The 25,506-nt window shown below is 72.9% G+C and carries 16 protein-coding genes; 12 read left to right on the plus strand and 4 right to left on the minus strand.

The window, feature by feature from the left end; all coding sequences use genetic code 11:
* Positions 1–304: 304 nt before the first annotated feature.
* The 5 genes from OG587_RS02920 to OG587_RS02940 all read left to right on the plus strand — a co-directional run bounded on the left by OG587_RS02920 (position 305) and on the right by OG587_RS02940 (position 5,706).
* Positions 305–556 carry a hypothetical protein gene (locus OG587_RS02920; RefSeq protein WP_329086556.1) on the plus strand — a complete coding sequence of 84 codons (252 nt, stop codon included), beginning with the start codon at positions 305–307 and terminating at the stop codon, positions 554–556.
* A gap of 118 nt (positions 557–674) precedes the next feature.
* Positions 675–1,691 carry a glycosyltransferase family 4 protein gene (locus OG587_RS02925; RefSeq protein ID WP_329086558.1) on the plus strand — a complete coding sequence of 339 codons (1,017 nt, stop codon included), beginning with the start codon at positions 675–677 and terminating at the stop codon, positions 1,689–1,691.
* 190 nt (positions 1,692–1,881) lie between these two features.
* Positions 1,882–3,021, plus strand: coding sequence for a glycosyltransferase (locus OG587_RS02930; RefSeq protein WP_329086560.1), 1,140 nt, complete (start codon positions 1,882–1,884; stop codon positions 3,019–3,021).
* Positions 3,018–4,073 (plus strand): glycosyltransferase, encoded by a 1,056-nt coding sequence (locus tag OG587_RS02935; protein ID WP_329086562.1) that lies wholly within the window; start codon positions 3,018–3,020, stop codon positions 4,071–4,073. The genes OG587_RS02930 and OG587_RS02935 overlap by 4 nt, the downstream gene beginning before the upstream one ends.
* Positions 4,074–4,221: 148 nt before the next feature.
* Positions 4,222–5,706 carry a glycoside hydrolase family 130 protein gene (locus OG587_RS02940; protein WP_329086563.1) on the plus strand — a complete coding sequence of 495 codons (1,485 nt, stop codon included), beginning with the start codon at positions 4,222–4,224 and terminating at the stop codon, positions 5,704–5,706.
* A gap of 106 nt (positions 5,707–5,812) precedes the next feature.
* Here the strand turns inward: OG587_RS02940 and OG587_RS02945 are convergent, their stop codons facing one another.
* Positions 5,813–6,937 (minus strand): M12 family metallopeptidase, encoded by a 1,125-nt coding sequence (locus OG587_RS02945; RefSeq protein WP_329086565.1) that lies wholly within the window; start codon positions 6,935–6,937, stop codon positions 5,813–5,815.
* 157 nt (positions 6,938–7,094) lie between these two features.
* Here OG587_RS02945 and OG587_RS02950 point away from each other — a divergent pair, with 157 nt between their 5' ends.
* Positions 7,095–9,299 carry a LuxR C-terminal-related transcriptional regulator gene (locus tag OG587_RS02950; protein ID WP_329086567.1) on the plus strand — a complete coding sequence of 735 codons (2,205 nt, stop codon included), beginning with the start codon at positions 7,095–7,097 and terminating at the stop codon, positions 9,297–9,299.
* A 181-nt stretch (positions 9,300–9,480) separates the two neighbouring features.
* Here the strand turns inward: OG587_RS02950 and OG587_RS02955 are convergent, their stop codons facing one another.
* Positions 9,481–12,108 (minus strand): CHAT domain-containing protein, encoded by a 2,628-nt coding sequence (locus OG587_RS02955; protein ID WP_329086569.1) that lies wholly within the window; start codon positions 12,106–12,108, stop codon positions 9,481–9,483.
* Between the two features lie 277 nt (positions 12,109–12,385).
* Here OG587_RS02955 and tnpB point away from each other — a divergent pair, with 277 nt between their 5' ends.
* From tnpB to OG587_RS02980, 5 genes are all read left to right on the plus strand, one after another.
* On the plus strand, positions 12,386–13,762 hold the full coding sequence (gene tnpB, locus OG587_RS02960) for an IS607 family element RNA-guided endonuclease TnpB (RefSeq protein ID WP_329086571.1): 1,377 nt from the start codon (positions 12,386–12,388) through the stop codon (positions 13,760–13,762).
* 87 nt (positions 13,763–13,849) lie between these two features.
* The gene (locus OG587_RS02965) at positions 13,850–15,310 is read left to right on the plus strand and encodes a S8/S53 family peptidase (protein WP_329086572.1); all 1,461 of its coding nucleotides are present in this window, start codon (positions 13,850–13,852) and stop codon (positions 15,308–15,310) included.
* Between the two features lie 66 nt (positions 15,311–15,376).
* Complete coding sequence (locus OG587_RS02970; protein ID WP_329086573.1) at positions 15,377–15,955, plus strand: RNA polymerase sigma factor; 579 nt, start codon at positions 15,377–15,379, stop codon at positions 15,953–15,955.
* Positions 15,952–16,386, plus strand: coding sequence for a hypothetical protein (locus OG587_RS02975; protein ID WP_329086574.1), 435 nt, complete (start codon positions 15,952–15,954; stop codon positions 16,384–16,386). The genes OG587_RS02970 and OG587_RS02975 overlap by 4 nt, the downstream gene beginning before the upstream one ends.
* A gap of 203 nt (positions 16,387–16,589) precedes the next feature.
* Positions 16,590–17,180: a hemerythrin domain-containing protein gene (locus OG587_RS02980; RefSeq protein WP_329086576.1), complete on the plus strand. Its 591-nt coding sequence runs from the start codon at positions 16,590–16,592 to the stop codon at positions 17,178–17,180.
* A gap of 205 nt (positions 17,181–17,385) precedes the next feature.
* Here the strand turns inward: OG587_RS02980 and OG587_RS02985 are convergent, their stop codons facing one another.
* Positions 17,386–18,615 carry an iron-containing redox enzyme family protein gene (locus OG587_RS02985; protein ID WP_329086579.1) on the minus strand — a complete coding sequence of 410 codons (1,230 nt, stop codon included), beginning with the start codon at positions 18,613–18,615 and terminating at the stop codon, positions 17,386–17,388.
* Between the two features lie 247 nt (positions 18,616–18,862).
* Positions 18,863–24,586 carry a non-ribosomal peptide synthetase/MFS transporter gene (locus OG587_RS02990; RefSeq protein ID WP_329086581.1) on the minus strand — a complete coding sequence of 1,908 codons (5,724 nt, stop codon included), beginning with the start codon at positions 24,584–24,586 and terminating at the stop codon, positions 18,863–18,865.
* 312 nt (positions 24,587–24,898) lie between these two features.
* Here OG587_RS02990 and OG587_RS02995 point away from each other — a divergent pair, with 312 nt between their 5' ends.
* Complete coding sequence (locus OG587_RS02995; RefSeq protein ID WP_329086583.1) at positions 24,899–25,354, plus strand: hypothetical protein; 456 nt, start codon at positions 24,899–24,901, stop codon at positions 25,352–25,354.
* The last annotated feature ends 152 nt before the right edge of the window (positions 25,355–25,506 follow it).

Below are 25,506 nucleotides of genomic sequence, written 5' to 3' on the forward strand. Positions count from 1 at the left end.
CCCGGCACGCGAATCGCACCGGATTGGATGGCGATCGGCCTGTCATGACACGGAAATGCCATCGTGACGCGCGAAAGCCGATTCCGGGGTTTATTTCTCGATCGCGGTAACGCGTGCACGAATGCAATGCGCCGGTGGTCGATCTGTCCTGCCGGCCTTCTTGTCCTGGTTCGACGGGTCGGCAGGTCGGCGATCATGGTGGTCGTTCGTCCGCCCGGGGTGGCCTCCGGCGTGAGGAGTACGCTCGATGGGACGCCGACAACTCCGCCGGGTCTACTCCATACAGGCATCTGGACGGCGAAACATGGCGGATACCGAACCCACGTGCGAGCTGCACCTGCGGATCTCCGGGCAGCCCCACGACCTGATGCTGCGCCTGCACGGCCCCGAGCCCACCGAGGACGAGCTGGCGGGCTGGATGCGAGAGGGGTCGGTGATCAGGCTCCAGGTCACCGAAACCGCCGGGCGGACACCCCACACCATGCTGGTGAATTTCGGCAGCGTGGTTTTTGCCTGGCTCTGTCCTTATCAGTCCGGTAGAGGGGTGAATCTGTGAGATTGAGAGAGGACCGGAAACGGGTCCGCGCCGGATCCGGTGACCTGTGAAGACGACCCCGGCGAAAGCGGCTCCGACGGAGGTGGCTCAGCCGGAGGCGGCTCACTCGAAGCCGCGGGTGACCCCGCTGAAGGTGGCCCTGCTGGGACCGATCGCCTGGCGTACGCCGCCGCGCCACTACGGACCGTGGGAGCAGGTCACCAGCCTGCTCGCCGAGGGACTGACCGCCGGGGGCGTCGACGTGACGCTCTTCGCCACCCTTGACTCGATCACCTCGGGGACGCTCGACGGGGTCTGCCCCACCGGGTACGCCGAGGATCCGTCCCTCGACGGGCGGGTGTGGGAGGCGATGCACGTCGCGCACGCGCTGGGGCGTTCCGCCGAGTTCGACCTCGTCCACAGCCACCTCGACTGGCTGCCCCTGGCCTTCGCGGACCACTGCCGCGCCCCGCTGCTCACCACGGTCCACGGGTTCTCCGGGGCGGGGATCCTGCCCGCCTACGCCCGTGCCCGATCGGCCTACGTCTCCATCTCCGACGCCGACCGCTCCCCCGAGCTCGACTACGTCGCCACGGTCCACCACGGCATCGACCTCGGCCTCCTGCCCTTCGACCCCCGTGGCGGCCGGGGGCTGGTCGTCTTCGGCCGGGTCCACCCCGACAAGGGGACGCACACGGCGATCGAGATCGCGCGACGGGCCGGCCTGCCGCTGACCGTCTGCGGGATCGTCCAGGACCGGAGCTACTTCGAGGAGCGGGTCGCCCCGCACGTCGACGGCGAGCGGGTCAGGTTCCTCGGCTCGGTCGGGCCCGAGCGGCGCGCCGAGATCCTCGGCGGAAGCGCGGCCCTGCTGCATCCCATCGCGTTCGACGAGCCCTTCGGCCTGTCGGTGGTCGAGTCGATGGCCTGCGGCACCCCCGTGGTCGCCTACCGGCGCGGGTCGATGGCCGAGGTCGTGGATCCGGGTGTGACGGGCTTCCTGGTGGACACCGTCGAGGAGGCGGTCTCCGCGGTTTCGCGCGTCGGCGCGATCGACCGGGCGGGTTGCCGTGCCCAGGCCGAACGCAGATTCGGCGTGGACAGAATGGTGGCCAATTATTTACGCGTCTACCGCGACATAGTGGACCGAGCGTAATGCCCTGATACTGTCGGAGTGACGTAGCCCCCGCGATCCTCTGCGGGGTCGCGGCAGCCGGGCCCCGATGAGGACGGCCCCCGGCGCCAGGCTTCAGCTCCATCCGTCACCACGCTGACCGATGGACGTCTTCACCGCGTGAGGTCCGCGTCCGTGATCCGGAGCGGCCGATGACCGGAAGGCTTGGCAGTTGGCCTGTACATACGGATTTCTCAGCACCCACCCGCCCACACAGTGCGGGCTGGCCACCTTCAACTCCGCCCTGGCCGCCCACCTCACCGAGGGTGGCACCCGCGGCGGGATCGTTCGTGTCACCACGGACGTCGACGACGAGCGCCCCGTGCCCGGGGTCGTGCACACCTGGGCACCCGGGGGGCACGAGAGCTGGAAGGCGGCGACCTCCGCCCTGGAGCGGTTCGACGTCGCGGTGGTCCAGCACGAGTACGGCATCTACCCCGGCACGGACGGCCAGGACGTCCTGCCGCTGCTGCGGCATCTCATGGTGCCCAGCATCGTGGTCCTGCACACCGTGCTGACCCGGCCGACCCCCCGGCAGCGACGGCTGCTCGAGCAGATCGTGGACGCCGCCGGCGCGGTGGTCACCATGACCGGTACCGCCCGCGACCGGCTGCTCGCCGGCTACCACGTCAACGCGGCCAAGGTGTCCGTCATCCCGCACGGCGCCGCCGACCACATGCGCGTCCCGGCCCAGCGCCGCCCGCGGCCGCACCTGCTCACCTGGGGACTGATCGGCCCCGGCAAGGGCATCGAGTGGGCGTTGCAGGCGCTCGCCCTGCTGGGGGACCTCTCTCCCTCTCCCACGTACACGATCGCGGGCAAGACCCACCCCAAGGTGCTCGAACACCACGGGGAGGCCTACCGCACCCGGCTGCAGCGGATGGGGACGCGGCTCGGCGTGTCCACCTCCGTGCGGTACGACCCGGTCTACCGCGACCAGGCCTCGCTGATCCGGCTGATCCGTTCGGCCGACGTGGTCGTGCTGCCGTACGACTCGCACGAGCAGGTCACCTCCGGCGTCCTGATCGAGGCGGTGGCGGCCGGGGTCCCGGTCGTCGCCACGTCCTTCCCGCACGCCGTGGAACTGCTCACCGACGGGCCCGGCCTGCTCGTACCCCACGGGGACCCCGCGGCGCTCGCCGCGGCCGTACGCCGGATCCTCACCGAGCCCGGCCTGGCCGAGGACCTCAGGAACCGTACCCACGCCCTGGTCCCGACCCTGCTGTGGCCCGCCGTCGCGGCGCGCTACGAGGACCTCGCCCGGGGCCTCCTCGCCGGACGCCCGGCAGCCGCGGCGGTGGCCCTGCCGTGACCCCCGCGACCCCCGTCCCCCCCGCGGTCGCCCCCGCCGTCCCCGGCTTCAGGCACCTGGCACGGCTGAGCGACGACACCGGCCTGTTCGAACACGCCAGGCACGCCGTCGTCCGCCGCCAGCACGGCTACTGCACCGACGACGTCGCCCGCGGGCTCGTCGTGACCAGCCGCGAACCGGCGCCGACCCCCCGGGTCCGGCGGCTCGCGGAGTGCTACCTGGCCTTCCTCACGCACGCGCAGGACGGCTCCGGCGCGTTCCGCAACCGCCTATCCCACGACCGGCGCTGGGCCGACGAACCCGGCCTCGGCGACTGGTGGGGACGGGCGCTGTGGGGCCTGGGCACCGCGGCGGCCCGCAACCCCGCCCCGTGGATCCGCGACGAGGCCCTGATCTCCTTCACCCTCGGCGCCACCAGGCGGTCCCCGCATCCGCGCGCCATGGCGTTCGCCGGGCTCGGCGCGGCGGAGGTCCTGCGCGTCCTGCCGGGCGACGCCCCGGCCGCGGCCCTGCTCGCGGACGCCGCCCTCGCGGTCGGCGTCCCCTTGGCCGATCCCGACTGGCCGTGGCCGCAGCCGCGGTTGACGTACGCCAACGCCGCCCTCGCCGAGGTGCTCATCGCGGCGGGCCACCTCGGCGGGAACGCCTCGATACTCGCCGACGGCCTGCGGATGCTCGCCTGGCTCCGCGACATCCAGACCAGGGACGGGCGGCTGTCCGTCGTACCCGTCGCCGGCTGGCGGCGGCACGCGCCGCGGGACCGCTACGACCAGCAGCCGATCGAGGTCGCCGCGCTCGCCGACGCCTTCGCCACAGCGGGCGCCGTCACCGGCGACCCCTCCTGGCAGGCGGGGGTGTGGCAGGCGTCGGCGTGGTTCCAGGGCGCCAACGACCGGGGGACGGCGATGTGGGACACCGCGACCGGAGGCGGCTACGACGGCCTGACCCTGGACGGCCCCAACCTGAACCAGGGCGCGGAGTCGACCATCGCGCTCATCTCCACCATGCAGCACGCCGAACGTCTGATGAGCGAACGGAGTGAGGTCCTCTGAAGGCATCGTGCCCTGGTCACGGAACCGGTGGGAATGATGTCATGGATGTCATGACGGGATATGGCGTGCCCCCCACCCGGCGCCGCGTCCCGGCCACGCTTCCCGGAGGGCACCGCGTCCCGGCCGCGAGACCCGCGGACGAGGTGCCATGACCATCCGGGACCTGGCCACCCGGCTCGACCAGAGCCTCGCCCCAGACCCGCGAAGAGTGATCATCAAGCTGTTCGTGCCCGGCGAGGACGCCGCCCTGGCGCGCAGCCGGGCCTCCGGCCTGATCGAGCGCATCACGCTCCTCGGCCACGACGAGACCGCCGCGCTGCTGGAGGAGACGCTGCGGGGGTTCGGCGACCGGCACCGCGACCTCGCGACGACCTTCCTGCACCACTACGACCTGGTCCGCTACCGGGTTCCGAGCCATCTCGACCTGCGACCGGCGGCCCGTCTCCTGGTCGGCGCCTACTTCAGCCACGAGTACGCGGTGGAGGGCGCCGCGCTGTGCAATCCCTCGATGGTCGCCCACCCCGACCAGTCCGGCCTGAGCCCGGGACAGCTGCGCGTGGTGATCAGCACGCGGCAGATCGGCGAGGGCCACCTGTCGTCCATCGGCTTCGCCACGGCGGTGCTCGGCCCCGGCGACGAGCTCGTCGTCGCCGACCGCTCGGGACCGCTGACCACCGGCCCCCGGCACGGCGTCCCCCACCGGCGCGACCTGCTCGCCGCCGCGCTCGCCGACGAGGACTGGGACAACGAGGTCTCCGCCACCGTGCTTGGCTCGCTGCCGGAGCTCTTCGACGACGATGACTTCGAGCGGGCGGTCACCCGGCTCCCCACCGACCTGCTCACCCGCACCACCACGCACGGCACCGTGGAGGAGCTGCGCCGGGCGACCGCCTCCGACTACGCCGTGACCTTCCCCGCCGACGTCCCCCTCGAGCGGCGGGTGCTCTGGCCCGCCACCGCGGCCGAGAGCAACGGGATGGAGGACGCCCGTTTCGTGAGGTTTGTCGGCGAGGACGGCACGCCTTCGTACCGCGCCACCTACACCGCCTACGACGGGCGGCACATCCGCTCGCGCATGCTCGCCAGCGATGACCTGCGCACCTTCGAGGTCACCCCGCTGCGCGGGCCGGCCGCCGCCAACAAGGGGATGGCGCTGTTCCCGCGTCAGGTGGGCGGGCGCCATCTGGCGCTGTGCCGCTCCGACGGCGAGACCATCGGCCTGACCTCCCTCGACGAGGACAGCAGGTGGCGGCGGCCGGTGCCGCTGCACACCCCCCGCAGCGGCTGGGAGCTGATCCAGGTCGGCAACTGCGGCTCCCCTCTGGAGACCGAGTCCGGCTGGCTCGTCCTGACCCACGGCGTCGGCCCGATGCGCCGCTACGCCATCGGCGCGCTGCTGCTCGACCTGGACGAGCCGCACCGCGTCGTCGCCGAGCTCCCGGGCACGCTCCTCACCCCCGGCGACACCGAGCGCGAGGGGTACGTGCCCAACGTCGTGTACTCCTGCGGCGGCCTGCTGCACGCGGACGCCCTCTGGTTGCCGTACGGGGCGAGCGACGCCCGGATCGGATTCGCCCGCGTGACCCTCGCCACCCTTCTGGGGGCGATGCGGTCGCCGCCGGGAGCCGGGTGAGGCACGGCGGGTCATTCACCCGGACGGCGACGCGCTCTCTCCCGCTCCGGGAGGCTCTCCGCGGGAGCCCCGCGGATCTGGCCACAGTTCCCCGGCGGCGCGGGCCTCACCAGCACATGACTGCGGCCTGGCCGGGTCCCCAGCAGGAGTGGACCCGCGCGCGGAGGACGTAGCGGCGGTCCCTGAGCAGGTGGACGCGGAGGGACGCGTTGTGCGGGTGCCCTCCGTCGTCGTCGCCCGCCAGGTAGCGCAGGTCGCCGCCGACCTCCTCGAACAGCACCAGCACCGTGTCGCACTCGCCGAAGACGCCGACGGTGTAGTCACGGGTCGCGCGAGGGGTGATCACGAAGTCGCGCTGTTCGCCCGCCTCGGTGCCGAGCGGGGCGGAGCGGAACGGCGACAGCTCGGGCGGCGGCTCGGCGCCCGGGAGCGGGTACCAGCGGCGGGCGAACGCGGCGTCGAGCTCGGAGACGGTGCCCGGCGGCGCGATCCCCGCCCGGTAGCACGGGGGCTCCAGGATGAGCCCCGGGCCGAACCGGTATCCCATGACGGACAGCGGGTCCCACACCGGGCCGTTCGCCTCGCTCTCGTCGAGCCTGCGGATGACGTTGTGGAACGTCCGCGACCTCGGCCAGAGGTTCGGCGGCCCCGCGAAGTCCTCGTAGACGGCCTCCTCGTCCCAGAGGATGCCCGAGTACGGGCTCTGGTGCTCGTGGACCATGCCGATGACGTGGCCGATCTGGTGCAGCACGGCGCCCCGGCCGTGCGGCCCGGTGAGATCCCAGCCGAAGTTCACCGTGCGGGAGGCGGTCCCGACGCGGAGCGCGTCGCGTCCCACGGCCGACCACGATCCGGCGTCCCGCCGGAACCCGATCCGTACCTCCGCCTCGGTATGGTCGGCGACCTCGGCGAACTCCAGCCCGATGCCGAGGTCCTTCCACTCCTGGAAACCCCGGCGCACGACCTCACGCTGCTCACCGTCATACCGCCCGCCGTCGCCCCGCGCACCGCTCCCCTGCCCGCCGTCGCGCTGCCCGCCGTCCCCCTGCGCACCGTCGCGCTGCCCGCCCAGGAAGCAGTAGTGCAGGACCGTACCGTTCAGCCACGCCCGCCGCCCCGAGAGCAGGGCCTCGCGCCGCCTCCCCTCAAGCCCGTCCGGCGGCGCGTGAGCGGGGTACGGCGGGAGCGAGCAGTGCCGGACGCGCTCGCCGTCGTCCGCCCTCATCGGCATTCCCGCAGCCTGGAGACCCCCGCCTTCGGGCATGGTGAGGAGATCAAGGAAACCGTGTCCACATGCCACGACACTGGAGATGGAATCCCGGACGCGCATGAGTAGGGGGTACTCAATTCCACGTGTATCACGGACGGGCGGCCCGACTCATACCGCTGTGAGAAACCCACGGTCCCCCTGGCCGTTCACGGCCAGGACTGAGGAACTCGATCTCGTACGGCGAAACCTGGCGGCCGGTCGCCGGGGCGTCGTCGTGACCGGCGCGGCGGGGAGCGGCAGGAGCCGCCTGGCCGCCGAGGCCGTACCCGAGGCTGTGACCGAGCCGCTCCACGCACGGATCACCGGAACGCCGGACACCCGGGACACCCCGCTCGCCGCCTTCGCCCCCCTCCTTTCCCGCCCCCCGCGCCTCGCGGAGCTCTCCGCCTCCCCGGGGCCGGCGCCGTACCTCACGAAATCCTCCCCGCGCCTCACGGGGCTTCTCTGCCCGCCGGACCCCGTCGAGGCGCTGGACGGGGTACGCGTGCTCGTCGTGGACGACGCCCACCTCCTGGACGACTCCTCGGCCGCGATCGTCCTCCGTCTGGCGCTCAGGGGGCGCACCCGCCTGCTCGTCACGGTCAGGGAGGGCGAGCCCGTCCCCGAGGACGTCTCCAGGCTCTGGGAGGAGGACCTCCTGCCCCGCATGGCGCTGGCCCCCCTGACGGAGAGCGAGTGCGGCGAGCTGCTGTCCCGCGCGGTGGGCGGCTACGTGGACACCCTCACCGTCCGGCGCCTGCACCGGGCGAGCCGCGGCGATCTGCGGCTCCTGCGCGAGCTGGTCGTCGCCGTCCACGCCGGGGGAGACCTGAGCCACGTGTCGGGCACGTGGACCTGGCGGGGAACTCCCCCGATGACGGCGCGCGTCAGGGAGCTGGTGGAGGACACGATCCGCGACGTCGGCGGGGAGGAGCGGAGGGCGCTGGAACTCATCGCGTCCGGCAGGCCCCTCAGGCTCATCACGTCCGGCGAACCCCCGGAACCCAACGCGTCCGGCGAACTCCCGGAACTCACCACGTCCGGCGAACCGCCGAAGCCCAACGCGTCCGGCGAACCCCCAGAACCCATCGCGTCCGGCGGGCCGCTGGACGCGGGCGCCGAGGTGGCCTTCGCCGTCCTCGAACGTCTGCGGGCGAAGGGGCTGGTCACCGTGGACGACCGGCTGTCGATCCGGCTCGCCCACCCGCTGCACGGCCCGGTGCTCCGGGCCGCCGCGGAGCGCCCGCGGACGGGCGGGCCGTCCGGCGCGCGACGGCTCCCCCGGGCCTCGGCGCTGGAGGCCGAGTGCGAGGAGCTGGCCGCGCACGCGTACGCGGGAAGGCTCTCGGGGATACCGCGCGGCACCGGCGAACGGATGGCCGAGGAGGACATCGGCTGGGACGAGCCCGCGATGCCGGAGTTCTGCGCGCGGCGGGCCCGGGTCGCCCGGCTTCGCGGGGAGACCCGCGAGGCCATCGCCTGGAGCCGCGAGGGGCTGCGCCGCGCCCCCCACCACCGCGGCTGCCTGGCCGAACTCGCTCACGCCTCCGCCTACATCGGCGACCTGACGACGGCGTGGCAGGCCCTGTCACGCGGTCCGGCCCCCGACGGAGACATACGGGCGCGCATGTGGCCCGCCACCCAGGACCGCTCCCCGGCACACCCAGCACACCCGGCACGCCCGCTGTCCGCGGTGGCCCCGGGGGACACGCGGTCGTGGGCGCTCGCCACCGAGCGGGCACGGACCTGGACACTCGCCGCCGAGGGGAACCTCGACGGGGCCCTGCAATCCGCGCTGCGCGCCGCCGGGGACGACCCGCTCGAAGACGACCTCTTCGCCCTGCACGACGTGGTGCGGCTCGGTACCCCCGAGCTGGTCGTCGAGCGGCTCGGGGAGCTGGCCGACCGCGCGGAGGGGGACCTCGCCCCCCTGCTGGCGTGGCACGCCCGCGCGCTGGCCGGGCGCGACGGGGAGGCCCTGGACAAGGTGGCGCGAGGTCTCGCCGACCTCGGCCTGCTGCTGCACGCGGCGGAGACGTTCGCGCACGCGGCCCTCGTCCACGACGACCGGCGTGCCTCGCAGACCTCCAGGAACCGGGCCTCCACGCTGGCGAGCGCCTGCCAGGGGGCGCGCAGCTCCGCCCTGGTCAACCTCGCGCTGCCGAAGCTGACCGCACGCCAGCGGCAGATCGTCAGCCTCGCCGCGGCGGGCCTGACCAACCGGCAGATCGCCGAGCAGCTCACGGTGTCGATCCGTACGGTGGCCAACCACCTGTGTGACGCCTACGCGCGGCTCGGCAGCAGCGACCGCGCCGGCCTGGGAAAGCTCTTCACCGTCGGCTGACGCGGCTCACCAGCGGCCGGAGACGCATGAGCCGGGACACCCGCACGGGACACCCGGACAGGACACGCGGGCAGGACACGCGGGGCGAGAACCCCGGCGGACGCGGAGGTCCGGCGGACGCGGAGGTCCGGCCGTCCGGCTCCACCGGGCGGGGGTGCCGGCCCCCGCCCGGCCAGGGGTGTCAGGCCCCGCCGATGGCGGAGAAGGACCAGCCGGTCGCCCGGTTGAGGTCGTCGCCGGGCATCGCCAGCCGCGCGTCGCGCAGGGCCTCGGCCATGCTCAGGCCGCGCCGCAGCCCCTCGTGCAGGGCCAGCATCAGCGGCACCACGGCCTCGTCGTCGACGGGCACCGAACTCGCCACGATCCCGGCCGTACCCAGCGGCAGCAGCGCCGCGGCGAGGCCGAGCAGCTCGTTCGCGCCGACCGGCTGCAGCCTGCCGGAGTCGCAGCTGGACAGGACGATCCGGTACGGGGCACTGTGCAGCCGTTCGAGGTCGTGCACCGTGAGCGGGCCGTCGTCCATCCTCAGGGAGGAGAACATCGGGCTGTCGGAGCGGAAGGTGCCGTGCGCGGCGATGTGGGCGAGCCTGCTGCCGTCGAGCGCCGCGAGCACGGCCGGGGCGACCGCGGTCCCGGACTCCAGCACGGTCGCCTCCCCGTACCGCGCGGCCAGGAGCGGGATCTCGGCACCGCCGGTCGCCAGCCCCGGCCCCCTGACCAGCACGACCCGCTCCGTGGACGGCGACGGCTCGATCCGCCGGGCGCGGAGCCAGGCGCTCGCGGACGGCGACACGCTCAGCACCCGCTCGCCCAGCGCCGGCAGCAGCGCCCAGGGGACGCCGTGCAGCCTGCCCGGCGGTACGACGACCACGGGGCCGTCCCCGAGGTGGCGCACGGCGGGGCCGAGCAGCGACTCCTGGAGGCGGCGCCCGCCCGCCTCCAGGACGGGCAACCTGCCCTCCGAGCCCCCGTACGCGATCCGTCTGAGGCCGGCGCGGGCGTGGTCGGCGTCGATCGCCGCGTCGGCCAGCCGCCCCGCGGCGAACCTGCGCACCCTCCCCCGGCCGCAGAGCAGGACGTACAGCTCCCCGTCGACGGCGACGATCTCGATCAGCCACCCGTCGCCCAGCCCGTCGAGCAGGAGACCCGCGTCGAAGCGGTGCCCGTCGAAGCCGCCCGCGCTGCGGGTGCGGAGCGTCCGGGCGCGGATCTCCCTCTCCAGCCGCCGCTGCTCGCGCTCCAGCGCGGGGACCGGCACGCCTCCCGGCCGCGCCGTGTCGACCCGGCTGCTGATCTCGCGGAAGGCCGTCACGTCCCGCAGCAGCTCGGGATCGTCCGGGGGCCGGGTGGGCGGGACCGCGAGCACGGTGGCGCGCCAGCGTTCGCTCCAGCCGAGGAACCTGCGGGGGCTCCCCCCGGCGAGGGTCGCCCGCTGCGCGAGCACGGCCAGCTCGGCCCCCTGCGCGGTGGCCCGCGCCCGCAGCTCCGAGGCGCCCAGGGTCATCCTGTGCTCGTCCAGCAGGTCGAGCCCCCGGCGGCAGGCGTCCAGCACGCCGCGCGTACGCCCCGCTGCGGCCGCCCTGAGCGCCTGCGCCACCCAGCCGTCCACCCGGGCGAAGGCGGGCCCGCGCGCCCTGGTCCTGGCCGCGGCGGCCAGGTGCCGTTCCGCGTCGGCCTCCCAGCCGAGGGCGAGGGCGGTGCGCCCGGCCAGCAGCGAGGCCTGGACCGCCTCGGGGGAACGCAGCTCCGCCAGCCGTACCGCGACCTCGGCGGCGTCGCGCACCGAGCGGCCGGAGACCTTTCCCGCCGCGAACCTGGCCTGGACCAGCACCAGCCGGGCGTGGGCCTGCCACCAGTCGCGGCGCTGGCTGGAGAACAGCCGGATGGCCGTGCTCGCGCGGGCGATCGCCGCGTGCGGCTCACCCGCCGCGATCGCGGCCCGCGCGGCGATCAGGAGGAGCTCGGCGCTGCGGGTCGTCTGCCCTCCCATGCGGTTCAGCTGCTCCGTGGCGGCGTCGGCCTCCTCCAGCGCCTCGCGCGCCAGCCCGGCCGCCAGGAGCACCCCGCACCGCCGGATGTGCAGGACGAACATGGGCGTGCCGAGGGCCTCGTACCGGCTCGCGGCCTCGTCGAAGAGATGGAGCGCCGCGGGGAGGTCACCGGACCGGAACGCCGCCAGCCCGCGGCTCTCCACGGCGTCGGCCTTGTCGTGCTCCTGGTCGGTGGTGTCCCACAGCTGCTCGGCGGCGATGAAGTCGGCCTCGGCCCGCTCGACGGATCCCATGGCCAGGTGGACGGTCGCCCTGAGCGTGAGCGCCCGCGCGGTCCAGATCGTGTCCTGGGCCCGGCGCAGGGTGGGAATGGCCCGCCGCAGGTCGTCGAGCGCCTCGCGGTGCCCCCCGAGAACCCACCAGGCGTAGCCGCGGCGGAACAGCACGCGGGCCCCGGTGACCCCGCTGCCCCTCTCGACGGCCGCCTCCAGCGCGGCCATCCCCTGCCTGGTGCGGCCCGCGTGGATGAGGGCGGCTCCCAGGGTCGCCAGCACGTCCGCCTCGCGGTTCGGGGAACCGGACCTGGCGGCCAGGACACGGGCCTGCCGGAGGTGGCCGATCGCCACCACGAGGTCGCCGAAGTCGCGCTGCCAGATGCCGATCACCTGGTGGGCGACGGAGGCGTCGTGCGGGGAGGGGGCGCCCGACAGCACGGCCCGCGCTCCGGCCAGCGCGTCCGCGGGGCGGGCGAACACCAGGGGCAGGAGATCGAGAGGGTCTCCCGCGAGCGGCGGGATCCGCGAGCTTCCCCCGGTCACGGATCGATGTTAGACGTGGTGTGTTCAGGGCGTCCATGCCGAGAAGCCCTCCGAGGACAACCCCCGCTCCCGTTCGTACCGGGAAACTCGCCCGGGGTGACGAACTGCTCAGCTTTTCGATGGGTTGTGGGAACCCCTCGGAGCGTTTGGACCGGTTCTCCAGGGTGCGCCAGATGATGCCGGGGCGGGCGCATGCCTTTTCGCTGCTCAAGTAGTCATTGATCGTGATTCTCGCGGTAAGTTTATGGTCAACGACTTAGCGTGATGGGGAGGGTTGATGCGGGTTCACCAGGCCTACCGCTACGCCCTCGACCCCACCCCCGAGCAGGCGCGTCTGCTGGCCTCGCACTGTGGTGCGGCGCGGTTCGCGTTCAACTGGGGCCTGGCCCGCATCAAAGCCGCGATGAACCAGCGTGCGGCCGAACAGTCCTACGGCATCGCCGATGAGGTGCTGACCGAGGTGCCGTGGTCGCTGTACTCCCTGCGACGCGCCTGGAACGCCGCCAAGGACACCGCTGCCCCGTGGTGGGCGGAGAATTCCAAAGAGGCCTACAACACCGGCCTGGACGGCGTCACCCGGGCGGTGAAGAACTGGGCCGCCTCACGCAAGGGCGCGCGGGCAGGCAAGAAGATCGGTTTCCCCCGGTTCAAATCCAAGCACCGCGCCCTCCTCTCGTGCCGGTTCACCACCGGCACCATCCGCGTGGAGGCCGACCGCCGTCAGGTGACGCTGCCCCGGCTCGGCACCATCCGCACCCATGAGTCGACCCGCAAGCTGGCCCGCCACCTGGAGCGCCGGACCGGGCGCATCCTGTCGGCCACCGTCCGCCGTGAGGGGGGCCGCTGGTTCGTGGCGTTCACCTGTGAGATCGACCGCACCGACCGCACCGACCGCACCCCGGCCAAGCCGGACGCCGTCGTCGGCGTCGATCTGGGGGTGAAGGACCTCGCGGTGCTGTCCACCGGCGAGGTCATCGCCAACCCCCGGCATCACCGCTCAGCGCTGAAGCGGTTGCGCAGGCTGAACAAGCAGCTCGCCCGCCGCGTCGGCCCGCGCACCCCGGACGGCGGCAGGCGACAGGCCTCGGCCCGCTGGGCCAAGACCAAGGGGGCGCTGGGCAAGGCGCATGCCCGCGTCGCCAACCAGCGGCGTGATGGCCTGCACAAGCTCACCACCCGGTTGGCGGCCACCTACGGCACCGTGGTGATCGAGGACCTGAACATCTCCGGGATGCTCGCCAACCGCTCCCTGGCCCGCGCGGTCGCGGATGTCGGGATGGCCGAGGTGCGGCGGCAGTTGTCGTACAAGACCGGGTGGAGCGGTGGCGGGCTCGTGGTCGCCGACCGCTGGTTTCCCTCCAGTAAGACGTGTTCGGGATGTGGCGCGGTGAAAGCCAAACTCGCCCTGTCCGAGCGTGACCACAGCTGCATCGAGTGCGGTCTGGTCCTGGACCGGGACCTGAATGCCGCACGTAATCTGGCCGCTCTTGCGGCCGGCGTCGCCCAGAGTTGCGGGGAGACGGTAAACGCCCGTGGAGGAGCGGTAAGACCCGGCGTTCGCGCCAGGCCCGCACCGGTGAAACGGGAACTCCCGCCAGGGAGAACGCTGCCCCGGCAACGCGGCAGCTCGCTGACCCTCACAAAGAAACACTGAGAATCAACGAACGGTGTATCACCGAGGTGTCCGGTGGCTCTTAACCCAGGGTGACGTCAGGACACCTCCGAGACAAGGATGGCGAATATGGCACCAGACAAGCTCCCAGACAGGTTCCAGGAGCAGTTCGACCAGATCCAGGACGCCATGGGAGAGAAGGTTGTGCTCGCGGCGGGTTTCGAGGGCTCCCAGCCCATGTACCTCTACCAGAAGGGCTACGTCCTCGCCCGCGCGGAGGAGGCCGGAGAGATCGCCGACACGATCCAGAAGGCGTTCAGCCGGGATCGCGGCGGCAGCCAGACCGGGAACGTGAAGGTGGAGGAGGAGAAGAGTCCGGGCGGCGTGCTCAGGATTCGGGTCGGGGAACCGGACAGGAGCGAGCGCTACGGTGACCGGGACGTGTCGGACGCGCTGAAGGCCGTCGAGCACCTGGAGCGTGACAGAAATCGCCGCATGGTGTCCAGGAACCACATCGTGTCCATCGCGGTGAACTGCTGCCCCGGCGACGAGCCGGTGCCGGTGGCCCGGTGCGAGCCGCCCAACCCGGCGGTGGCCAAGTCCTCCGGCCAGGGGAGCGTGCCGGTGTCCGTCCTCGTGGTCGACACCGGCCTGGTGGAGAACTACAAGTCGCACCCGTGGATGCACCGCGTCAAGGGCGACGGCAAGGAGATCGAACTCGACGAGGAGGGCATCCTCAAGCAGTACGTCGGGCACGGCACCTTCATCGCCGGGCTGGTCAGCGCCGTCGCGCCCGACACCGACGTCACGGTGCACGGGACGCTCGTCAACGCGGGCGCCATCTGCGAGAAGGACCTGGGTGACAAGCTGCTCGGGGGAATGCTGCCGACGGGGAAGTGGCCCGACATCATCAGCCTGTCCGCGGGGACGACGAGCATGCACTCGGAAACGCTCCTGGGGCTCGAACGCTTCATGAACGCGCTGATGACCCACCCCGAGACGCTGCTCGTGGCGGCCGCGGGGAACAACGGCAACGACGTGAGGTTCTGGCCCGCCGCCTACTCCGACCACCCCGGCTACGCCGGTGCCGTCGTGTCGGTGGGGGCACTGAGGAAGGACGGCGCGGACCGCGCCTGCTTCAGCAACCACGGGCCGTGGGTGACGACGTACGCGCCCGGTGAGCGCCTGGTGAGCGCCTTCACCGCGGTGGACCCCACTCCTGCGGCGTACGACTACCAGCACTCCACCTTCCCGCACTGCCGGTACGGCTTCCACTACGACTGCACCTGCCAGTTCCCCCCGCACCGGGGCGAGCTCACCGAGAAGATGGAGAAGTCGCCGACCGCCATCCGCGACCGGGTCGTGTTCGACGGACTGGCGGAGTGGAGCGGCACCTCCTTCTCCACCCCCCTGGTGGCCGGCATGATCGCCAACTACATGATGCTGAACAAGGGGATCGGCTCCCGGGAGGCCGCCAGAAAACTTCTGGACGAAACCCCCATCGGCATCCTGCAGAGCATCCCCACCCCTGCCCTCATTCCCACCACCTGGACACCTCAGAGCGTGCAAAGTGTTCCGGTCACACGCTGAAAACCAGTGCGGGCGGATCGGCCCTCCGGCGTACGATGACAGTCCCGAAAGCAAGGGGACGTCACCGTGGATCGAGACTCGATTGGCATCCTCTTCCGCGCCGCGGTGGAGGGGGACGACGCCGCCGCGTGGAAATCCCTGGTGGAGGGCCTCAGCCCCCTCGTGTGGTCCGTCGTGCGCGCCCACGGGCTGAGGGACGCGGACGCGCAGGAGGTCTACCAGACGACCTGGTTCCGGCTCGCACAGAACCTCACGCGGATCCGCGAGCCCGACAGGGTCGGCGCGTGGCTGGCCAGCACCGCGCGGAACGAGTGCATCAAGGTGATCAGGGCCGCCCGGCGGGTCTCGCCGAGCGGCGATCCGGAGATGTTCGACCGCGTCGTCGACGACCGCACGCCGGAGCAGGCGCTGATCGACTCGGAGGACGCCGAGAGAGAGCGGGAGCGGGCGCGAGCGGCCTGGCAGGCCTTCCAGGAGCTCGGTGAGAGCTGCCAGCGGTTGCTGCGCCTGCTCACGGCCTCGCCGCCGTTCAGCTACCAGGAGGTGTCGGCGACGCTCGGCATCGCCGTCGGGAGCATCGGGCCGATCAGGCAGCGCTGCCTGCGACGGCTGCGCGGCCTCATGGGCAAGCGGGGGTTCCAGTGAGCGACGACGAGCTGGAGGCGGAGCTGCGCCGCGCCATCGAGCTGTTCGATCCCGTTCCCTCGCATCTCCTGCAGATCGCGGTCGAGGCCTTCACGCTGCGCACGCTCGACGCCGAGCTGGCCGAGCTGGTCTTCGACTCCCTGAGCGGGCCCTCACAGGTGCGGGGTGAGGGGCAGCCTCGCATACTGACCTTCCAGGGCGCCGGGCTCACCGTCGACCTGGAGGTCACCGTGACCGCCACCGGCGGCCGTGTGGTGGGCCAGCTGATGCCGCCGCGCCACCTGGAGGTCGAGGTCCTCGGGGGCCGTCCGGTCACGCTGGCGGCCGACGACCTGGGCAGGTTCATCTACGAGGACGTTCCCCCGGGGCCGTTCAGCCTCCGCTGCCGTCTCGGGGACGCGACGGTCGTCACCGAGTGGATCACCGTCTGACGGCGGCTCACCCGGCACCCGCGGTCCCCGGATCGCGACACGCGTGCGGCCGGGTGGAGTCGCCGTCCGGCGGGCGGCCCGCGCGGTGGGCCCGGCTCCCGGCGTCCGCCCGTCCGTGACACCGCCGCGCCGGCGTGCCGCGCCGGTCCCCGGGTTTCGGTGCCCAGGTGGGGGTAATCCACCTGGTGGACGAAGGGGGATCCATGAACGACCGTCAGACCGTGCCCGAGCCGATGAGCGAGAACGACGTCGTGGACCTGCTGGTGCGCCAGCACGCGACGATCAGGGATTTGTTCGACGAGGTCGAGGAGGCCTCCGCCGGGACACAGCGGTCCGAGGCCTTCCAGCGCCTCGTACGGATGCTGGCCGTGCACGAGACCGCCGAGGAGGAGGTCGTGCATCCCTACGCGCGTATCACGATCGAGGACGGGAACGAGGTGGTCGACGAACGCCTCGCCGAGGAGAAGGAGGCGAAGCAGCTGCTCGTCGACCTGGAGAAGCTGGGCACCGGGCACCCCGAGTTCTCCGAGCATCTCCAGGTGTTGCGGGCGGCGGTGCTGGCCCACGCCCGCGCCGAGGAGCGCTACGAGTTCGCCCGGTTGCGCGCCCGGACGAGCGTGGCCGAGCGCCGGGCCATGGCGGCCGGGGTGAGGGCGGCCGAGGCGCTGGCGCCGACCCACCCGCACCCGGGTACGGAGTCGGTGGTCATGAACCTGCTGTTCGGGCCGCCCTTGGCGATCGTGGACCGGACCCGCGACGCGATCCGCCAGGCCATGCGCGGGCAGGGCGGCTGAGGTACGGCCTCTCCCCCGCCGATCCCGTCGGTGGTGGTCGACCACGAGACCGGGATCGGGGCCGGGACCGGGGTCGACCGCGAGACCGGGGAGCGGGATCGGGCCGACCGCGAGACCAGGGGCGGAGTCGGGACCGAGAGGCGGGATCGAGGTCGGGACCGGGGTCGACCGCGAGACCAGGGGGCGAGGTCAGGGCCGGGGCCGGTCACGACCTCGTCGCCGCACCCGCCTCCCGCAGTGACGAGGTGCCGCGACGCCAGTGGCTCATGACGTGCTCGGCGAAGAGCCGGTCCAGGGTCAGTGCGCAGGCCGCCCCGTACAGGACGTCGCCGGCCCGTGAGGGGTGTAGCGTCGCGAATTCGCCGCACATGTCGTGCGCGGCGGTCTGCTCGTGGACGGCGTCGGCGCGTACGTGCTCGTCGTGGAAACGACTCGCCGCCTCGTCCCCGCCCAGCCTGCGCAGGCCCAGGGAGTGGAGGTGGTCGGGGACCGAGGAGGTCATCTCGAACGCCGCCAGGTGGCCCAGCAGCGCTCCGAGGTGGCGCCGGTGCAGCTCGAACAGCGACAGGGTGTTGGAGACCGCCAGCGTGATCGCCGGGACCCGGTCGAGGTAGGCGCCGTAGGAGTCGTCCATGTCCAGTTCGCGCATGGTGGTCCGAAACAGCTCCGAGCGCATCCGCTCGGCACCCCCGCCGTACGCGCCCGCCTGGATCTCCGCCGGCGCCGCCTTGGTACGGCCGCTCAGGCGGGGAATCGCCGGGGTGTACGGGTCGGCCTCCTTGAGGTGGTGTATCGACCGGTGCGCGACGAACTCACGGAACTGCGCGAGGTCGGCCTGCCGCTGGAGGAACCCCGCCAGGTCGGGGCCGTCGACGGCGGCGGCCACCAGCTCGGCCAGGGCCTGGCACGTCTGCTCCGGCCGGGAGGCGGGTGGGTACGGCACCGCCCGCGCCAGCCCCTCTTCGAAGCGCGCCTCCAGGATCTCCCGTACCTCCAGCAGGGAGGGGTTCCACTCCCACCGATCGTCCACGCCGTCGAAGCCCCGGTAGTACAGCTCGTAACAGACGAAGAGCGCCAGCTGCACGTCCTCGTCCACGAGGACCGGGCCCGCGAAACGGGCCGGGAACGACAGGAGCGGGAGCGAGAGGAGGCCGAAGCGGTGCGGCGGGCGTGCCAGCCGTTCGAAGAGCAGGGAGGTGATCGGGCCCCGCACGGCGGGCAGCGCCGGGGCCCTGCCGGCCTTGGGGCTCGGGAGGCTCCGCTTCGAGCGCGACGGGGACGGGGGGAATTCGGAGAGTCCCGGGGGCACCGGGAACCCGGAGGCCGCCGGGTGCCCGCCCGCGACCCCGGGTGGATCCTTCACCGTGATGCCGTCGTCGTGGACGTCGGCGATGCGCCGCCCGTAGTGAGCGGACGCGTCGAACCCGCGCGTCATGCGTCCCCCCGTTCGATGACCCCCAGACCGATCCGATGCCCGCCCCGGAGCCCGCGAAACGCCGCCAAGATCATTGCTTTCTCTCGATGAGCTGCAGAAACAGCTAAATACGCAGATATTCCAGGGCCCTGGAGGTACCCCTGCCGTCCGGTCGGAGGGGACCGCGCCCGGAGTCGTCGTGCGAGAGGAGAACGGTCTCCAGGCTCCGCCGCCGGTTTCCCGGCGCGGTCGCGTCCCACCCCGCCGGTTACCTCCTCGACCTGCCGCGCGAGGCGGTCGACGCCTGGGTCTTCGAGCGGCGTCCTGCCGCCGCCCCGAACGCGCTGTCACGGCGGGCCTCGATCGCCTCCAGGCCCACCTGGTCGTCGGGGAGGGCGTCGGGCATCTCGGTGTCGAGCCGCACCAGCCGCCTGACCCGCAGCGACCCGGCGACGACCAGCGCCATCCCGAGGGCGCAGACCAGGTAGAGCAGCCCGATGCCCCGGCCGGGTCCCACCCCGATCACCGCGCCGACCGTCGCGGCGAGAGGGCCGCCGGGGACGAGCAGCGGGTCGAGCAGGGCGGCGCCCAGCGGGGCCACCAGCCCCATGCCGATCGGCAGGGTCGACCAGGCGACCAGGGTGTTCAGCGCGAAGACCCGGCCGTGGTAGCGGTGCGGCACCTTGATCTGGACGATCGTGGTGTAGATCGAGTTCATGACCGTGAGGAAGAAGGTCAGTGCGAACGCGCCGATCCCGATCGTCACCAGCGACGGGCTGAGGCCGACGACCACGCTCCCCGCGGCCATGGCCAGCGTGGCGACCAGTACCCCGCGGAAGCGCCGCTTGGGAGGGCCGCCCCACAGTGCCATGGTGAGCCCACCGAGCAGCACGCCGAGGCCGCTCACCACCGAGATGCGGCTGACGTCGGCGAGCGTCGCGAAGGAGAGCACCAGCGGGGACACCAGCAGCAGGAGCGGCGACAGGAAGATGTTGAGCACCGCGAAGAAGCCGAGCATCGAGCGCAGGCCTCGCTCGTTCCAGGTGTAGGTGAACCCCTTGGCGATCTCGGTGGTCAGCGGCTCCCTCGGCCGCCACGGCAGCGTGTCGGGAAAGCGGACGAGGAGCACGACGGCGATCGCGAAGACGTAGCTGGCGACGTCGATGGCGACGATGCCGCCCAGCCCGATCCAGGCCAGCAGACCGGCGGCGATCAGCGGCACGACCAGCTGCGCCACACCGCCCGCCATCTGGGTGACGCCGATCGCGTGGCCGAGGTAGTGCTTGGGGACGAGCTGCGGGACCGCGGAGTTGTAGGCCAGCCGCTGGAAGCTGCCCGCGACCGACAGTGAGATGACCAGCAGGTAGATGTGCCAGAGCTGGAGATCGCCGAACAGGATGATCCCGGCGAGCACCGCCTGGATGGCGGCCGAGGCGCAGTCGGCCAGCAGGATCACCCGGCGCCGGTCGCCCCGGTCCACGATCGCACCGGCCAGCGGCGAGATCAGCAGCCCGGCGAGGTTGAGCACGGCCAGGATGGAGAACTGCGTCACCGAACCCGAGTCGACCAGCACCGTGAGCGGCAGCGCCCATCCGGTGAGCGCGGAGCCGATCATGGATATCTGCTGGCCCGCGGAGAAGGTGAGAAAACGCCCCATGCTCGGCTGTACGGAATCCTTCTCGGCCTTCGGGCCCGGCGTCCTGGCGACCCCGTGGACCCACCAGGTGTCGTCGGGCCCGCGTTCCGGTGGCGCGTCCAGCCGGTCGTGGATCTGCAGGATCCCGGCCAGCTCCTCGGCGCGGTAGCGGAGGAAGAAGTGCCCGCCCTCGTCGAGGACGACCAGGGCCGCGGTGTCGGCGATGAACCGCCACTCCCTGAACCGCTCCTCGTAGAAGTCGGTCGCCGGGTCGCGCTCACCGATCACCGAGACGACCGGGGCGCGCAGCCGGACGCGGTCGGGGGTGTCGAACAGGTCGGTGAAGTACTTCTCGGCCGCCTTGCCGTCGTGGCGCATCGTGCGGACGATCCGGTCGGCCACCCCCGGGTCGAGCTCCTCCAGGTCGACGCCCCGGGCCTTGAGCCAGTTGATGTCGCCCTGGCTGCGGCGCAGGCTCTCGAACTCCCCGATGCGCGACAGGGTGCGCATCAGGCCGCGGGGACGGGCGAAGGGGAAGATGGCCCCGATGTAGACGGCCTCGACCTCGCGTCCCGCCGCCTCCACCCGCCTGGCCAGCTCGGTGGCGAGACCGGCACCGACCCCGCAGTGCCCGTAGATCACGACCGGGCCCTCGACGGTCCGCAAGATCTCCTCGGTACAGCGCCTGGCGACCTCGTCGAACTCCTCGGGCTCCTCGTCCAGCCCGACGTCGTTGCCCGGGATGGCGACGGCGTAGAGCGCCTGGTCCTCGGGGAGCGCGTCGGCGAGCGGCTGGTAGACGATCGCGCTGCCCGAGCCGTACGGGACGCAGACGTAGCTGCGCGTCACCGTACGGCTGGGGGTGAGCCGCTGGAGCAGCGGGCGGACCCCTCCGCCGCCGGGACCGCCGACGAACCCGGCCAGCTCCCGTACGGTGCGGAAGGAGAACAGGTCCACCAGGCCGACCTGCGGGCCGCCCTCGGGCAGTGCCCTGCGCAGCTTGGCCACGACCTGGATGGCCAGCAGCGAGTTGCCGCCCAGGTCGAAGAAGTCGTCGCCCGCGCCGACGCGCTCCACCGAGAGCACCTGCTCCCAGACGGCGGCGATCGCCCGCTCCGCGTCGTTCTCCGGCTCGACGTACTCGGCGGCGCCGGGGCTCTCCGGGACGGGCAGCGCCCTGCGGTCCAGCTTGCCGTTCGGCGTCAGCGGCAGCGCGTCCAGGGTGACGAACATCGAGGGGACCATGTAGTCGGGCAGGGTCGCACCGAGGGCGACCCGCACCCGGGCGGTCTCCGGCGGCTCGTCCGCGACGAGGTAGGCGACGAGCCGCCGGTCCCCCGGCACGTCCTCCCTGACGATCACCGCGGCGTCGCGCACCCCCGCGCGCTCCCGCAGCGCCGCCTCGATCTCTCCCAGCTCGATCCGGAGGCCGTGCAGCTTGACCTGGTCGTCGAGGCGGCCGAGGAACTCGATCGTGCCGTCGGGCAGCCACCGGGCGGCGTCGCCGGTCCGGTAGACGCGGTCGCGGCCGAGGGGGAAGAACCGCTCGGCGGTGAGCTCGGGCCGCCGGTGGTAGCCGAGGGCGACGCCGATCCCGCCGATGTGCAGCTCGCCGGGTACGCCCACCGGGACCGGGCGACGGTGCGGGTCGAGCACATGGAGCGCGATGTTCTGGATCGGCGCGCCGATCGGCACGCTCGTCCTGCCCGCGAGCGCCTCGGCGGTGCAGTGCCAGGAGGAGACGTCGATGGCGGCCTCGGTGGGGCCGTAGAGGTTGTGCAGCTCGGCGCCCGGCAGGGTCGCGAGGCAGCGCAGGGCCAGGTCGACCGGGAGCTCCTCGCCGCTGCAGATGACGCGCCGCAGCGAGGTCAGGTCCCGTACGCCGTCCTCCGACAGGAAGATCCCCAGCATCGAGGGGACGAAGTGCGTCGTGGTGACGCCCTCCGAGGCGACCAGGTCTCGCAGGTAGGCCGGGTCGCGGTGCCCGCCGGGCTCGGCCAGCACCATCCTGGCGCCGGTCATGAGCGGCCAGAAGAACTCCCAGACCGACACGTCGAAACCGGCGGGAGTCTTCTGCAGGACGACGTCGTCCGGGGTCAGGCCGTAGCGCCTCTGCATCCAGTCGAGGCGGTTGACGATGCCGCGGTGACTGTTCGGCACCCCCTTCGGCCTGCCCGTCGAGCCGGAGGTGTAGATCATGTACGCCGCCGCGCCCGGCCCGTCCGCGCCGTCCGCCCCCGGCCCGTCCGCGCCACCTTCGTCCCCCGGCCCGTCCGCGCCGTCCACACCGTCCGCGCCCGGCTCCGCCGCACCACCCGCACCCCCCGGCCCGTCCGCGCCGCTCGCACCCCCCGGCCCGTCCGCGCCGCTCGCGCCCCCCGGCCCGTCCGCGCCGCCCACGGCACCCGGAGCGATCCCGCCGACGCCGACGGGAGCGTCGGCGTGCCCGGACGCGGCCCAGACGGCGGGGGTGTCCAGCGCCCAGACGGCGGGGTCGTCCGGCACCCGGAGGGCGGGGGCGTCCGGCACCCAGACGGCGGGGTCGTCCAGTGCGAGGACGATGGCGTCGTACCCGGTCAGCCGGTCCGCCAGGTGCCGCTGGGTCAGCACCACGGCGGCGCCCGCGTCGGAGAGCATGAAGGCGAGCCGGTCGGCGGGGTGGTCGGGGTCGAGCGGCACGTAGGCCGCCCCCGTCTTGAGCACGCCCAGCAGCCCGGTCACCAGTTCCGCCGACCGCTCCGCGCAGACCGCGACCAGCGAGCCCGGCCCCGCCCCGGAGCCGCGCAGCACGCGGGCCACCCCGGCGGCCCGCTCGTCGAGCTCCCGGTAGGTCAGCGACTCGCCTCTGAAGGTGACCGCGAGGGCGTCGGGGCTCCGCGCCACCTGGGCCTCGACGAGGCCGTGCAGCGTCGCCCCGGCGGGGAGGTCGGCCGCCGTGGCGTTCCACTCCTCGGTGAGAAGGCGTCGCTCGGCCTCCCCCAGCAGCTCCAGCTCGCTCACCGGGACGCCCGGCCGGGCGACGGCGTCCCTGAGGAGGTTCTCCAGGTGCCCGGCCATGCGCTCGACGGTCGCGGCGTCGAACAGCGCGGTCCGGTAGGTGAAGGTGGCGGTCATGCCTCCGTCGGCGGCGGGGACCAGGTAGAGCTCGATGTCGTACCGCGCCGAGCCCGGCGCCATCGCGAAGTCCTCCGCCGCCAGGTCACCGGCGGCGCCTGCGGCGACGGCGAAGTCGTGCATGGAGAAGAGCGCGTCGGCCAGCGGCTGCCTGCTCGGGTCCCGGGGCACGTCGAGCGCGTCGACCAGCCGCGTGAAGGGCAGCTCCTGGTGGTCGAGGGCGTCGATCACCACGTCGCGGGTGCGGGTGACGAGGTCGGCGAAGCCGGGGTCGCCGTCGAGGCGGGCGCGGAGCACGAGGGTGTTGACGAACATGCCGACCACGTCGTCCAGCCCGTCCCTGGTCCGCCCGGCGACCGGCGTGCCGACGGCGAGGTCGTCCCGGCCGCAGTAGCGGGCGAGCAGCACCTGGAAGGCGGCGAGCAGGGTCATGAAGCGGGTCGCGCCGCGCTCGGCGCCCAGCCCGGTCAGGGCGGTGACCAGCTCGGGGTCGAGCCGGTGGACGTGGGAGGCGCCGTCGAAGGTCAGCCGGGGCGGGCGGGGCCGGTCCGAGGGCAGCTCGGCGCGGGGCAGCCCGGCCAGTTCCCCGCGCCAGAAGGTCAGCTCGCGCTCGAACGACCGCTCGCGCTGCCAGAGCGCGAAGTCCCCGTACCGGACGGCGGGCGCGGCGGGGGCGTCTCCCCGGTACATCGCGAGGAGGTCGGCGAAGAGCAGTTGCGTCGACCTGCCGTCGGCGGCGATGTGGTGGACGAACAGCGCCAGGACGTGCTCGTCGTCCGCGATCCTGATCAGGGTGGCGCGCAGCAGCGGCCCCTCGGCCAGGTCCAGCGGCTCGGCACTCTCGGCGCCGATCAGCTCGGCGGCCTCCGCGTCCGTGGCGGCCTCGGCCAGGCGCAGCGGCACCGGCGCGGCCGGGACGACGTGGACCGCGGGCCGCCCGTCCTCCGTCGCGGGGAAGCGGTGGCGCAGGCTCTCGTGCCGGTCCGGCAGCGTGGCCAGCAGGTCGCGCAGCCGGTCGGTGTCGAGCGGGCCGCGCAGCCGCACCGCGACCGGGAGGGTGTAGGTGGAGGTGCCCGGGGTGAAGTGCTCCATGAACCACAGGGGTTCCTGGACCGGGGAGAGCGGGGGAGGCGTGCCCTCGGGCCTGCGCGGGATCTCGGGGCGTTCGGTGTCGACGGCCCCGCCCCGCAGCCTGCGCCTGAGCAGATCCCGCCTGGCATCGGACAGATCGGCGACGGACATGGCCTCATCCCCCTGTGACGATGTCTCCGCGGGTACGCCGGGACGGCGCGGCGCCGGGGTGAGGGGGCGCGGCGCGCTCACGATGAATCCACAGAAACCATCGGATGCGCACCCCAGTGTGCGCAGAACAGAAAAGAAGGTATCCCGAGGGGATCAACGACTCCACCAAGGTCCACTGGCCACTTCCGGCAGCGGAAAAGGGGTGACGCCCCTCACCAGGATCCGGTGAAAACGCCGGTGAAAACATGGTGCCCCGGCGCGTGGGAACGGGGGAAGCTCCGGTCTCTCGGTACGGGAAGGTACGGTCAGCTCATGTCCGAGCGCAGCATGCCGCACGACCTCGCCGCCTGGGCGTGCCCCCACGGGCAGGACGCTCGCCGGGGTTGCACGACCTGCTACGAGGAGTCCAGTGACGCCGACGCGTCGAATCCCTTCTGGGAGGTCGCCGCGTGGTTCATCACCTCGCGGCCGATCCCGATCAGAACGCTCCAGGACGCGCACCACCACGGCCGCCAGTTCGCCCTCGACCAGCCGTCCACGCCGCTGGTCTACCTCCTGACCGGCCGCGCCCGAGCGGGCGACAGCGTGCAGGCGATCGCGGGCGTCGTCGGCTTCCTGCTGCACAACCGGCACGTGGTGGCGGACTTCACCGTGACCGAGACCCGCGCCACCCGCCGCTCGCCCGGCACCGCCGCCGCGCCCAACGCGACACGCCAGACCGACAAGTGGCTCCAGGACCAGCGCCGCCCCGACGGACGCGCACGGTAGGAGCGCCACCGCCGCGCCGCGGACGACGAACGCGGCGACCGCCCGATCCTCCGTAACGCACGCATCTCCAGCACATCGCGGACGACGAACGCGGCGACCGCCCGATCCTCCGTAACGCACGCGCCTCCAGCACGCCGCGGACGACGGGTACG

The sequence above is a fragment of the Streptosporangium sp. NBC_01469 genome, from assembly GCF_036227305.1.
In the GTDB taxonomy this organism is placed as follows: Bacteria; Actinomycetota; Actinomycetes; order Streptosporangiales; family Streptosporangiaceae; genus Streptosporangium.

Excerpts from the sequence above, each read along its gene's own strand:
- OG587_RS02920 (WP_329086556.1), top strand. The coding sequence starts at position 305 with ATGGCGGATACCGAACCCACGTGCGAGCTGCACCTGCGGATCTCCGGG.
- OG587_RS02940 (WP_329086563.1), top strand. The coding sequence starts at position 4,222 with ATGACCATCCGGGACCTGGCCACCCGGCTCGACCAGAGCCTCGCCCCA.
- OG587_RS02945 (WP_329086565.1), bottom strand. The coding sequence starts at position 6,937 with ATGCCGATGAGGGCGGACGACGGCGAGCGCGTCCGGCACTGCTCGCTC.
- tnpB (WP_329086571.1), top strand. The coding sequence starts at position 12,386 with ATGCGGGTTCACCAGGCCTACCGCTACGCCCTCGACCCCACCCCCGAG.
- OG587_RS02965 (WP_329086572.1), top strand. The coding sequence starts at position 13,850 with ATGGCACCAGACAAGCTCCCAGACAGGTTCCAGGAGCAGTTCGACCAG.
- OG587_RS02980 (WP_329086576.1), top strand. The coding sequence starts at position 16,590 with ATGAACGACCGTCAGACCGTGCCCGAGCCGATGAGCGAGAACGACGTC.
- OG587_RS02985 (WP_329086579.1), bottom strand. The coding sequence starts at position 18,615 with ATGACGCGCGGGTTCGACGCGTCCGCTCACTACGGGCGGCGCATCGCC.
- OG587_RS02990 (WP_329086581.1), bottom strand. The coding sequence starts at position 24,586 with ATGTCCGTCGCCGATCTGTCCGATGCCAGGCGGGATCTGCTCAGGCGC.
- OG587_RS02995 (WP_329086583.1), top strand. The coding sequence starts at position 24,899 with ATGTCCGAGCGCAGCATGCCGCACGACCTCGCCGCCTGGGCGTGCCCC.